Source organism: Mesorhizobium sp. AA22 (assembly GCF_001672375.2).
Classification (GTDB): Bacteria; Pseudomonadota; Alphaproteobacteria; order Rhizobiales; family Rhizobiaceae; genus Mesorhizobium; species Mesorhizobium wenxiniae.
Genome location: NZ_CP048406.1, coordinates 5,054,737 through 5,067,053 on the forward strand (window position 1 = coordinate 5,054,737; position 12,317 = coordinate 5,067,053).

Annotated in this window: 8 protein-coding genes; 5 read left to right on the forward strand and 3 right to left on the reverse strand. The window is 56.2% G+C overall.

The window, feature by feature from the left end; translation table 11 throughout:
• Positions 1–201 precede the first annotated feature (201 nt).
• The 5 genes from A9K68_RS24255 to A9K68_RS24275 all read left to right on the forward strand — a co-directional run bounded on the left by A9K68_RS24255 (position 202) and on the right by A9K68_RS24275 (position 7,488).
• The gene (locus tag A9K68_RS24255) at positions 202–1,341 is read left to right on the forward strand and encodes a hypothetical protein (protein ID WP_156768219.1); all 1,140 of its coding nucleotides are present in this window, start codon (positions 202–204) and stop codon (positions 1,339–1,341) included.
• Between the two features lie 1,105 nt (positions 1,342–2,446).
• The gene (locus tag A9K68_RS24260; RefSeq protein WP_065006941.1) at positions 2,447–4,504 is read left to right on the forward strand and encodes a hypothetical protein; all 2,058 of its coding nucleotides are present in this window, start codon (positions 2,447–2,449) and stop codon (positions 4,502–4,504) included.
• A gap of 277 nt (positions 4,505–4,781) precedes the next feature.
• Entirely contained in the window at positions 4,782–6,062 is a 1,281-nt protein-coding gene (locus A9K68_RS24265) for an O-antigen ligase family protein (protein ID WP_065006942.1), read from the forward strand.
• Positions 6,059–7,024 (forward strand): glycosyltransferase family 2 protein, encoded by a 966-nt coding sequence (locus A9K68_RS24270; RefSeq protein WP_065006943.1) that lies wholly within the window; start codon positions 6,059–6,061, stop codon positions 7,022–7,024. The genes A9K68_RS24265 and A9K68_RS24270 overlap by 4 nt, the downstream gene beginning before the upstream one ends.
• Positions 7,025–7,026: 2 nt before the next feature.
• On the forward strand, positions 7,027–7,488 hold the full coding sequence (locus A9K68_RS24275; protein ID WP_065006944.1) for a hypothetical protein: 462 nt from the start codon (positions 7,027–7,029) through the stop codon (positions 7,486–7,488).
• A gap of 92 nt (positions 7,489–7,580) precedes the next feature.
• Here the strand turns inward: A9K68_RS24275 and A9K68_RS24280 are convergent, their stop codons facing one another.
• The 3 genes from A9K68_RS24280 to A9K68_RS24290 form a co-directional block, all read right to left on the reverse strand.
• Positions 7,581–8,732, reverse strand: coding sequence for a glycosyltransferase family 4 protein (locus A9K68_RS24280; RefSeq protein WP_082982219.1), 1,152 nt, complete (start codon positions 8,730–8,732; stop codon positions 7,581–7,583).
• A 629-nt stretch (positions 8,733–9,361) separates the two neighbouring features.
• Positions 9,362–11,236: a Wzz/FepE/Etk N-terminal domain-containing protein gene (locus A9K68_RS24285; RefSeq protein WP_065006947.1), complete on the reverse strand. Its 1,875-nt coding sequence runs from the start codon at positions 11,234–11,236 to the stop codon at positions 9,362–9,364.
• A 570-nt stretch (positions 11,237–11,806) separates the two neighbouring features.
• Positions 11,807–12,043, reverse strand: coding sequence for an exopolysaccharide production repressor protein (locus tag A9K68_RS24290; RefSeq protein WP_082982220.1), 237 nt, complete (start codon positions 12,041–12,043; stop codon positions 11,807–11,809).
• Positions 12,044–12,317 lie beyond the last annotated feature (274 nt).

Genomic DNA, 12,317 nt, shown 5'->3' on the forward strand with positions numbered 1-12,317 from the left:
CGTTCTCGGCGTGTCTTGCGACAGACCATCAGAGGATATGGAATGCATCATGAAGGTACGAAGGCTTGACGATACAGTCGACGGAGTTCAGTCACGACGCCCCTTACTGTAACCGGCTCATTCGACGCGCTGTTCGGAGGGGCGAGACCGTTTGTGAAAGCCGGTGTCATGTATGCCGGCTATCAGGCAAGGAAATGCCAGATGAAGCTTATCCTCCACATTGGCACGAGCAAGACAGGAACAACTGCGCTACAATACTTCCTTTCCGCGAATGCAAAGAAGCTCCGCGAGAGAAGAATTTACTATGCTGCACCTCCAAACCAGTTCAATTTCAACAGTATTACCAACAGCTATTTGCTATCCGGCACGGACAACTTCCAGGCATTCTTCCTGCATCATCTGAGGGCGGCCGAACGAGACGGAGCGCACACGATCATTGCAAGTTCTGAAAACCTTTATTTGATCAGATACCTTGCGCGTTTCATGGCCAATAAGTCCAGCGCCGACGCCCTATCACAGGAGCGCAATTTGATCGAACGGTTGTGTGCTTCCATTCCGGCGAAGATGGAATGCCGTGTGCTGTGTTATGTGAGAAGACCGGATCATTGGCTTGAGTCAATGTATAATCAGAACGTCAAGCGCGGTGTTCTGTTCACCGGAGATGTCATCGACTTTCTAAACACGATCGAGGATAGTTTGGATTATCGTCACGGCCTGTCCATCTGGCGCGAAGTCTTTGGAAGCAGCGCGTGTTTGGTACGCGTCTACGAGTCGGCGCTGCCGAATCTGATCGATGATTTCATGAAGAATGTCGTCGGGATCGAGTATCTCTCCGCATTCGTACAGCCCTATCGTCGGGCTAATGAACGCCTGAGCCGAGATGTCTTGGAGTATAAGCGCCTCAAAAACGAGCATATCCTGTTTTCTGAGCGGCTGCTGGAACGCAAGATCTATGCATTGGTTGATCGGAGAATGACGAATCCCGACAATAATCACGAATACCTTTCACCCGATGAGAGAGCCGACCTCCTATCAAGGCTGGAACCAAGTATGAAGTTGCTACAGGCGGAGTTTTCTCTGCCCCCCTTTCCGCAACTCGATCTCGATGCGGCCAAGGCCACGTGGCAGCCCTACCCGGGGCTTGCGCTCGAGAAGAGAAAGGAGATCGAATTCCACTACAACGCTGTTCAAGGTCGGATGGGCTTCCGTCTGGAGCGCATTCTGAGGCGATCGGCCTCCTTCACTCGCAGGCGATTGCCTTTTCTCTCATTGATATTCGACTTTGCGCGCGGCAGCGGCATACGCAGATTGCTGTTGGAGGCAACAAACCGATTTCAATGACCGGCTGCTGGGCGCTAAGGACTGGATACCGTGAACTTGTCTACGCCTATCCCGTGCCTATTCCGGGCCAAGCGGCAAACGCCGTTAACTGCACAAACTCAGAAATTGTCAGCTCCATAGTCGAACAATTCCGCAGTTGCGCGGGTGCCTGTCCAAATCCGCTGTCGTGCTGAACGATCGAGGCGGGCAACCGCTCGGGTGTTGACGTCTGGTGCGATGTGATCAGATGCTTCATCCAACCTTATCCGCGGCTTTTCGCCAGTTGCGGCGTTTGTGTTCGTCATCCGCTCCGTCCCAAATGGTTTGACCTTAAACCGGATCCTTCCGTCCTCCGCTGCTGCTATGCCGAGCGCGTCGTAAAAGGCTTTTAACAAAGGTATCCGGTGATTGGATCAAGTCCTCGAATCGAAGCGATAGCGCATCACGCTTCCTCGAGGCTTTGAACATCAGGCTAGTCACATCATTGTACCTTTTGATCGCGCGCGCCTCGCTGAGACCGCTGCGTAGCAGCCCTTCGCACATAGGTAATGGATGCCGCGTAAGCACAAGGTTCCGCGCTTCCATAAAGCCGCGCGCAATCCCGTCGTCGAATGCGATGTAGTAATCCATCACCTTCAAAACGACGTAGCGCTTGGGACTTTTCGTTGCGCTGCCCGTGGCGGAGCGACTCGGCAGTCGCTGCGCATATGCCGCCAGAGGAAGGGAACAGACGCCCTGTTGACGGCCCCGCCAACATGGCACGCAGCCTTGCGCAGCTTGTAGAAACGTCCGAATACCCCCTCATGCCATTCGCGGTATGGCACTCAACACATCCGGCGAGCTGCCGATGATTTTCAAGACAATGTTTGAACCACCTCGGCCAAAGCAATTCAATAGAAGCGCATTGGGCGGAAGAGCTTTGCCCGGCCTGGTGGGAGGCGAAGCACCGATCCTGTCAGCGGTCTGCATCTGCTTTCTCCGTTATCGCATCAGGCGCGACCCACTTCCCGGGCTGTCGTTGAAAGGCTAAACTGAAACCTATGATATGCTGCGGAGCTTGTGAGGAGAAGCGCGATAGTCCCATGCGGAGTCTCATCCCGAATCCAGCAATTATTGGCACACGATAATGACCAGCCGCATTTCTCGCCGAGATCTGGCGCGAGCCGCATGCGCCGCCCTTGTGCTGACGGCATCCGGCCGCCTGGGACAGGATGCTCGCGCCGCCGGTCCGGCGCAGGGCTCGCAGCCGAAAGCTCACTCCTGGCATCCTGGTCTGTTCCCGGAAATGATTGTTAAATCCTGGTTTCAGGAGGATCTGGCCGAAGGCGAAGTTTCCTCGTGGCAATCCGGCGGCGTGAAGCCGGTGGTTGCGGTGCAAGCCGAGCCCTCCCTGCGCCCGACAAAGCTTCCGAATAACGGCGGCATACTCTTTAAGGAGGAGACGAAACAGGCGTTGACCTGGCCCGTCGATAACGATGCCCCATATCTTCACCGCTGGTGGCTCGTGATCGCCCGGTGCAATTCGGCAGTCAACGCCGAGGCGAAGAACGTTTCCGTTCTTTGCGTCAATGGAGCGGAGGGTGGCTCGGTGCATCGCCAGCCGCGGGTCTGTTTCAACCCCTCCGCAGGCACATTCGTTTCGCAGCTCCATGACGGCAAGCTCAAGAGCGAGGAAGGGCAATGCTCGACCGATTTTGGCGACTGGAATGTCATGGTCGGGTACCGCCGCGGATTCGCGATGCAGGCCGTGGTGAATGGGGTCAAGACGGCCGGCCAGACGAATTATGCATTGGCACCCAACCGGGTGAAATCGCAGAGCTTCATGGGCGATGTGAACAATCCGATGGGGGCCGATGTCGCGATCGACTGCGTCATCATCGGACAAAGCGAACTTAATGACCCGCAGATCGACAAGCTGATGGGATGGGGCATGTGGCGCGTCGGGCGGCAATCCGCGCTACCCGACGTTCATCCCTATCGCCAGAGCCCTCCTTCAGCCGTGGATGCGAATGACAAACCGGCACGTTATGCGTTCGATGCAGCCTCGTGGGCGTCCTGGGCAGCCATCGGCAAAGAGCGGCGATATGCTCGTCGTGGCGAGGCGGCGCCGCCGATCGGCGCTTACACAACGGTTTTTTTTGACGACTTCGAATCCAACTCGGTTGTCGATTATTCCAAAGGCGCGCAAAGCAGCATCTGGTATGCGCCGACCCATCTGACGACCGTTGGTGTTGACGCCGCTACCCCGCCGATCTCGGCGTCGCCCTCCTCCTATGTGCACGACGCCACCAGCCACACGCTGGCGCTCCGGCTCTTGCATAAGGGCCGTTGGAGAACAGGTGCGTTCTCTTCCGTGAACAACAATGGCCAGGGGCGGTGTTGGGGAAAGGGGATCTTTGAGATCCGCGCCAGACTGCCGAAGATCGCAGCGCCCCGCCCTGGATTTTTTCCTGCTTTCTGGGCGTATGGCAGGGAGCATCTATTCTGGCGGACACGCAATCGTCTTGAGACGGACTTTTGGGAATATGACGGTCTCAATGGGGCCTATATCAACATCAGCCAGCACGTGCACAAACCCAGACTCGGCTATGCAGATCCACGCATTGCGCCAAGTGACGTGCACCGGAAAATCGCCGGCTATCAAGTCGACCGATCGAATGGCTTTCCCGCGACGATCGACATATACGATGGCGAATTTCATACGTGGTATGCGCAGATCGAGGATGATTATACTTATTTCGTGATCGACGGCCATGAAGTGGCGCGCGTTCCAACGACGCCGGAACTCGCAGCGAAAAAATACATCATGGTGGATTTCGCTTACGATGAAAAAAAAGGTCGCGCTCAACCGGACCCGTCGCAGACGTATGACATGGTGATTGACTATATACGGATCCGGCAGACGGAAACGGATCTGGCTAGGGTCCCGACGGGATTCAGCGCATTGCCGGCCTTCTCGGGCCAGGCTTCACCGGGCCAGGCGCTGACCGTCGTACCGAACGTTATTGCGTCGCAAATTGAGTGTCTATGGTATCGTGACGGCGTTCCGATCGTGGGCGAAACCGGCACAAGCTATGAGCTCACTTCGCGGGATGTCGGGCATAAGATTCGCTGCCATGTTCGCGCGGTTTCTGTGCTCGACCAGCCAGAAGCCTGGACCCCGGAGAGCGAGACCGTCGGCTAGAATGTATCGACTGCGCGACACCAGGATGCGTCATCACTCTCGTCGGACTGCTGACGAGCTCTGCCACCAGTAAGCCTCTCCGCAGCCGAGGAGGGTGAGTTTTCCCAACAGGCGGAAACCTCTTCGATATGCGATTGCCACAGCGGGCGGAACGATGGGGTCGTCGGCTGGAGCAGCGTGAAGTGTTTCTCCGCGGGCTGGCATTGATACATCCAACAAGTTCTGTTTCCAGGAAAGAGAACGTGCTAAAAGAATATCGCGCCGCGAGGGGGCTGTGATGCGTTATCTCCTCACATTCGCGATACTGAGCCTCTTCCTGCCAATCAGGCTCGAGACGGGTCTTGTATTGCTGCGTCCGTTCGAGCTGATCGCATTGCTGATGCTTTTTTTTGGCCTGGCGACGGGGCGTTGGCGAAATTTGGCTTTTTCAGCCGGTTTTCTACTGCTCCTGCCCTTCTTGGGCTGGCACATGGTCTCGGCCTTCAGCGTGGACCCAGAGAACGGCCTGCGCGAGCTGTTGCAGATGTCCACTGTGGGCGCCTTTGCGTTCGCCATCGCACAGGAGGCTAGATGGCTCGAGACGCAGAAGGCCGTCAACATCTTGCTTTTCGGCATGGTGCTGATTCTCGCCTATACGATCACCTGGCATGTGGCTCATGGCTACTCGGTCGGCTGGAAGCACTTGGCCGACCCAAGGCTCGTATTCACCTTCCTTCCAATTGCGCTCGCGGGGCTCCTCCTCTTCGTCAACCGGGGCAAGCGGCGCACCCTTTGGTTTGTATGGGCGGGGATACTTCCCCTGCTCGTGCTATCTGGGGAACGCAAGGCGTTTTTGATCTATCTCTTTCTGACCGCCGCGCTTCTGATGCGCGGACGGCTCGCTGCGATGGTGCCAGCGATCGCCGCTGGCTTCGTGGCACTTTTCGTGCTGTCGACCACGATCAATAACGCCTATGTCGAGAAGCAAATGCAGACCATTCTCGATCCGCTGAGTATGGGGCAATACGAATATCTGGCCGCGACGGGGAAATATGCCCCTGGAGACACCCCGAGCAATGTCCAGCGCGCGTTTGCTTTCTCTCTGTCCAGACAACTCATCTCCGAACATCCACTGATGGGCGTGGGTACGAACCAATTCAAGAATATTATCGATACGGATTTCAGCGGACTTCCTGACGAGTTGCGGCTTGGGATACATGGCGAGTTTCAACGTATCCTCACCGAGAACGGCATGATTGGGCTCAGCCTCTATGTTCTCATATGGATTGCTGCATGGTTTCGGTTAAGCCGTACTCTAAGCTGGGCGCTTTCTCACGGATTGATCGGAGCGGCCCAGGCACGGCTTCTGCCCCTCGTGCTCCTTGTTCCCTGCGCCTTTTACGTTGGAACAGAAGCCTCCGGCACACGAGCTTTCGTTACGCTGAGTCTTGTCTCGCTCCTGCCTGAATTGACGCGGCACGGGCTTTGCCTATCATTGCACATGATGCGGAGGAGCCACCCCAGGGGCATGAGACATCCTCGATTTCTCGCGAGCCCCTTGCCAGGAAACACGAGATGAGTGTTTCGGTTATCATGACATGTCACAATGAAGAACGCTTCATCGTGCAGGCAGTGGAAAGTGTGATTAATCAGACGGCGTCGAGCCACATCAAAGAGATCATCATTGTCAATGATGGCTCGAAGGACGGCTCCTCGGAATTGATTGCATCGCTGGGTCGCAGGGAACCGCGCGCACATGTCCTGACGACGGCGGGGATCGGGCTTCCATCGGCGAGGAATCTTGCCATCAGACATGCTGCTGGCGATCTTATTGCAATTCTCGACGGCGATGACTTCTGGGCCGAGGACAAGCTTGAACGTCAATTAGCCGTCTTGGGCAATGGCTGCAAGGCAGGTCTTGTCTATGGCGATTTTGTCGATTTTTCCGCTCCGGATCTGTCCGATGCTCTACACGTCGCCGTGCGCCGCTATCGCGCGGACCAATGCGATACGCTGCCGAGATATTTTCTGCTTGATGGGCCGATTATTCCTTCCAGTATGGTTATGCGGCGGGAGATGGTCGAAGATATCGGCGTATTCAACGAGGCATTCAGGGCTGGAGAGGATACAGAATTTTGTATGCGCGCAGCCGAGCGTTGGACATTTCAACATGTGGCCGGAGCACTCGTCTATAAACGGCGCCATGGCGCGAACATAACCCGCAGACTCGACGCGCTTCTGCCGATAGGCGAAGGCCTCACGCGAGAATGGGTCATCCGACGGCCGGAACTTGCGCACCTCGCGCGTCGGCGCAACGCGCGTTTGTACGCAAAGGCGGGCAATGATTGCGTGGCTCAAGGCGAAACGAAACGCGGAGCGCGCTTGCTCATTCGCGCGATGTGGCACGATCCATTGTCATGGCGGGTGTACGTTTACTTTTTTCTTTGCGCCCTGCCGAGGGGCATGGATCCGCAGGTGCGCCGTGCAGCCAAGCTATTGTTCTACCGCGCCTTGCGCAAAGACTTTGCTGACAGCTCTTAAAGATGCTGGCGGAATGGCGAGAGTTCGAGCATGTCAGGCGGCAGCCCTGGAATCCTTCCGTAGCGATTATTCTGTACCGCGACGGCAGGACCATAACGGAGGCGAAATCAGAGCTCTCCGATGCGCAAACGACCGACTATCCGGTTTTGCTTCCCGGTTCGCGCGATGAAGGCGGCAGCACTCGCCGGGTTTTGATTCCACCCGCGTTCTGCAAGCCAACGGCGTTGAAGCCACGTTGTCGATGCAGCATCGATCGCTGCGTCCCGTCCCCGGAGCGGGCCAAGAACGCACCATCCATGCCAGTATATTCGATCTGTACGCCCCAGAGCGATACCGCGCAGAACGCGCTCGGCGGCATTGTTAACAAAGGCGTCAGCGAGCTCGAACGTGTATCGGTGCAGCTCGTCAAGCTTGATAAAACTCTCGCCAAACAACCGCTCAAGGATGACGAGCTCTCCGGTTGATGACGCTACCGGGCGGACTTCCGTGATTGCTTCAACAATCCTTCATCGTTTGGCGATATTCATTGGTTCCCGACTCCGGAAAAGCTGAGCAGCTACTTTGGCCTCGGGCTCAGCCCATTCAGCTCCGGAAACGTCGCGCCTGCACAAGTTGCCCAGTCGAAGGTGCGTGCCCGTGATTTGGCAAGAGCACCGTCGCGCTCACGCAGTTCTGCATTGGCCACATAGGTTGCTATCGCGCGGGCCATCGCGTTCACGTCCTCCGGGGGCACCAGCACACCAGTGGAGCCCATGACCTCGGGTATGCCGCCGACGGCCGTCGCTATCGAAGGACATCCTTGCGCACCGGCCTCAACCAACACCAGCCCGAAGCCCTCGATCTTTCCCTGTAGCTCTCGTGCGAACAATGTGTGGCACGCCGCACGGCGGTATAAGCGCTTTAAGTCGTCGTCGGACAGCCTACCGGTAGCGATCACTGGAACACGAGCTCGTGCCGCTTCATCCAATATCTTTGAGGCATAGGCCTGATCTTCGGCCCGTCCAGCCATCACAAAGATCGGATTGTCTAATCCGTATTCATCGCGCGCGCTCGCGATAGCCCGGACAGTTTCCAACTGGCCCTTCCGAGGCTCGATACGTCCGACTGCGCAAATGACGCTTGCAGCTTGTGGTACAGCTGCAAGTTGCGGGTGTTCAAAATTCCCATGGATTGGCTGAAACCACATGGGATCCACGCCGAGATACGTGACGACACCCTTCCGGGGCATTCCAAAACTTTCGGAAAAGATCCGCAGCGTCGCATGTGAGTTGGCGAAAACGACATCTGCTCCTTCGTAGGCGCGGCGTACAAACCGAAAAAGGATGGAATCGGTCCTGAATTTGCTGACTTCGCTGCCATGAATCATCGCTCGATATCCTCTGCGATGGAACGGTCGTAGCACAAATGTCAGAAGTACACTGCGTATGTCGGCGGCCAAAAACAACCTGTCCTTAGGAACGTTGCGCAGAATAGAAAGCGCCCGCAGCGCCCCGAATAGAGAAATTTGATGATGCCGCAGAATGCGATGGGTATCCGGCTCCTCGGGAACGGCAGGAAGATCAGGATAGGCAGGCGCTATGACGGTCGCAGCGTGGCCACCAGCACGAACGATGTCGACCAACCGTCCGGCGTATGTTCCGATGCCACCAGGAAATGGATGATATTCGCACGTCATCAGGATAATGCCGTGCGGAGGCTGAGATATCATGGGTCAAGAACTCCCAATGCCGCCCGCCTCGCCTTTAGCCGATATGAGGGGATACTGTAGGCGGGCCGAGAGAACAGTCCCGCGATGACCAGCGATGCCATGCTCTGCAATTGCATGCGTTCAACTGATCCGCGAATCGCAGAAAACCGGGCCCCTTCGCTACTGTCGCCAAGCAACTTTGGTTTCCCAGTTTGCGCGCCCGATCTAATAGAAGCCACGTAACAGTTGCGAGCCCGCGGCGCCGGGCTGCGTGCGTGGCGCGCTCCAGTCAGCCCCTCGGCGTCGACCCGCAGCAGATCCTCCATCGCCGTGATGCCTGCGGTCAGGCAGAAGCGCTCGAAGCTTGCTTCCAAAGCTTGCCAAGCCTACTCAACTTCCTGCCAGACATCAGCAATCCGTTCTTGCTATGCTTTCTCATGGCGTTGCTCTCCTTCGTGGAATCAGCACCCCGAGCCTACTGGCCCAAGGCGGGTAATGGTGCCCTTTCTTGTTCAAGAGCGACCGGGACCCCCCTGGATACAATCGCGAGACGACCTAACAACTTTTTCGCTGCCGCGCATCGTGACGAGCCAATAGTGTACAATTGCGATCTTCACGAGACCCCTCTGTTCAATATGCCTGCTCCACAACTAGGCCTGGTAATACCGATGATAACGTTCACTGTAAAATTCGGCGCTGCCGAATTTTTGGTACCGCTTGATTCTTTTGATATCGACCTTGTTGAGCAGAACGCCGATGCATTTATCCGCCAGGGTCGGGTTGTTGTCGAGGATTTCGCGCACGAATGTACGAGCGGTCACGCCCCATTCAACAACCAGAACAAGGCCGTCGAGGTGCTGGACAAAGGACCTCACATCGGCGACTGGAGCCAACGGGGGCAAATCAACGACAACGTAATTGAACATAGGGCCCACCTTGAGCAGAAAGTCGCCCATTTTCTCGATAGGCTGCACGGTGTTTGCGAGCTTTTGTTGGCTCTGGTTCACGCCGGGCAGGAACCTCAATGGCAATGACTGATGGGCCAGCACGTCTCTCGGATTGAGTTCTCCAGCCAACAAGTTGGCCAGGCCTCGTTCCCAGCCGTTGGCCAACATAGGTGACAACCCAGGATTGTGGATATCAGCATCGATCAACAATGTCTTACAACGCTGCATAGCAAGAACAATCGCTAAATTAGCAGCGACCAGAGACTTCCCTTCTCCCGGGAGGCAAGAAACGATGCCGAGCACCTTGGTGCTCTTCCTTGGTAACTCGACGTCAACAGCGACTTTCACAGTTCGCATCGCTTCGGCGAATTCCGAGCGCGGATGTTGTTCTACCCAGTTGAAAGCGCTGTTCCCCACCTCGATGAATGACGGCTCTCCGGCCGCACGATCGTGCTGGTTTCGCGGAATTGGCTTCCCGTCCAGCAAAGGGACCATTCCGAGCGTCTGAAGTCCGAGCTCATCGCGCACTTGAGCCGTCGTGCGGAAAAAGCGCTCACGGTACTCCCGAATTCCGCCCACACCGGCGCCAACCATGCCGCCGAGCACGACGCAGAACGCCAACGTAAGACTGCTGTTCGGAGAACTCGGTCTGCTGGGGGTTGCTGCCTCCGAGATAGTCCGCGCCTCCGTCAACGCCATCGAAAGGTTCTGCAGGCTCGCTTGGTACTGCTGCAGGACCTGTTCATATTGCGACTTGAGAGAGGACGCCTCAAGTTCGAGCTGGCGCAAGGTAACCAGCGATTCCTTGGTCAGCGTATTGTCTGTTCGGAACCTGTGGATTGCGAGCTCGGCATCGACCGATCGCTTCCGCACCGTCTCGAGCTCTTCCGCCAGTGCGTCGCGAGCTCGGATAATCGACTCGTCTTTGGCTCCGACTTGGTCAGAAATATAGATATCTGCATACTTACTGGCTATTTTTTGCGCCATTTCGGCGCTAGGCGACCGAAATTGGACTTCCAGAATGTAAGAATCCCCTACACGAGCTACCGTTATATTCTCAGCCAGAATGCCAAATGCCTGCCATCGAGGATCGGATCCTCGCGCGGCACTCGATTTCACCGGCGCTCCACTTGCTTCGGAACTGCCGATGAATGGCCAAAACAACCGAGCGACCGATCCTGAAAGACTGTTGAGCAATGAATATGGCGCTGACAAGAAAGAGCGATCAGTAGCAAGACCGAGGCTGTCAACGACCTTTAGCCCGATGCGGTCGGAAAGCAACAATTCGACCTGACTCAGCATCATCGGGTCAAGCTGTGTGGAGCTTCCGCTCTCTGTTAACTTCGTCACGACGGATGGCTGGTTCTTGTCGATCAGGATTCTGGCCGTCGACTCGTACAAGGGCACCTCGGCCCAAAGATACGCTAGCCCCAGCACAAGTCCTGCGAACGCGCATGTAAGGACGAACCTCAACTGCCGTCGCGCTGCCGCCACGAGTGTTTCGAGATCAATCGTTCCCCACTGAGGATCGCCGAATGTGAAGGCAGAATCCGGGTGCTTTTCAACTTCGCGGAGCATAAGCCTTCAAACCCGTGGGATGAGACTGGCAGCGCATTGGTAATGGCAAACACCATACCACATTATCTGACTAAATGTCTGCAAATTCAGTATCGACGCCCGCGGAGCACAGGCGCATCGCTCGGGGCGGGCATCAGCCCGCTCTTCGCCAAAGGCGCAACTCCTGGCCTCAGCTATAAACGAAACCTCACGCGGCCCATGATCCGACTGCCGCAATTCCGCTGCATGTCGTAAGCTCCAAATTGAAGGAAAGAAATTGAGTCGTATTGCCAAATGGCAAAACATCTGAGCAAGAGATTCCGGGCTCCGGTTGAGCCTGTCCTGCGGGAAACGGGAATGGCTCGTCGAGCACAGACGCGCGATAACGATTACCGCAAGGGTCCTGCGCGCCTCTGGCGCCTCGCGGAAAGCCTCTCCGGTGCCCGAATAAGACAGGCTGCAGTCACATTTTGTTTCGTGGTGTGGGGTGTCATCTTGCTGATCGTCCTGCTCTAGTAGCCAGAGCCTATAAAGGCAGAGCGTGGCCCGCCTCACTTAACTAAGTGGCTCGGCAGTTGCTCCATTTCGGACTCATCGCGCGATGTGTGACTTCGGAGTCACCGATTCTGACTTCGGAGTCACCGATTCTTTGGAGACCGAGCGCCACACTAGCAGCATGACAGCAACAAAGTACCCAAGCTGTATCAAGATCCCACAAATTAACGTCTGGACAAACGTGCCCCAGAGGGAGCCGGTGAGCAAATATATACTAATAGCGAATGCCAACAGTACTATGACAAGGCCTCGCAAAAAAAGCAAAAAGGACATCGCCGTCCCACTCGCAGCCGCTGACGTGACGCGCTCCTTGGCTATCCAGGCCTCAGCGCGTTAACCATCATAACATATCGGAACGGGTCAGGGCGACCAATATATTAGCATGTGCGAATAAAGAATCTGTGCCCGGACGCTTGCTTCCAGGAGTTGTGTGCGTCAAGTTCCTGTGTGGATGCCAGCCGTTTTGCAAGGAAGAACCTGAAGTATGGACATGTGATCGAGTGCGGTCATGTGTCAGGCCTTAATTTGCGGCCGTTCCATATGCCGC

Coding starts and splice junctions, on each gene's coding strand:
- A9K68_RS24255 (WP_156768219.1), top strand. CDS start 202: ATGAAGCTTATCCTCCACATTGGCACGAGCAAGACAGGAACAACTGCG.
- A9K68_RS24260 (WP_065006941.1), top strand. CDS start 2,447: ATGACCAGCCGCATTTCTCGCCGAGATCTGGCGCGAGCCGCATGCGCC.
- A9K68_RS24265 (WP_065006942.1), top strand. CDS start 4,782: ATGCGTTATCTCCTCACATTCGCGATACTGAGCCTCTTCCTGCCAATC.
- A9K68_RS24270 (WP_065006943.1), top strand. CDS start 6,059: ATGAGTGTTTCGGTTATCATGACATGTCACAATGAAGAACGCTTCATC.
- A9K68_RS24275 (WP_065006944.1), top strand. CDS start 7,027: ATGCTGGCGGAATGGCGAGAGTTCGAGCATGTCAGGCGGCAGCCCTGG.
- A9K68_RS24280 (WP_082982219.1), bottom strand. CDS start 8,732: ATGATATCTCAGCCTCCGCACGGCATTATCCTGATGACGTGCGAATAT.
- A9K68_RS24285 (WP_065006947.1), bottom strand. CDS start 11,236: ATGCTCCGCGAAGTTGAAAAGCACCCGGATTCTGCCTTCACATTCGGC.
- A9K68_RS24290 (WP_082982220.1), bottom strand. CDS start 12,043: ATGTCCTTTTTGCTTTTTTTGCGAGGCCTTGTCATAGTACTGTTGGCA.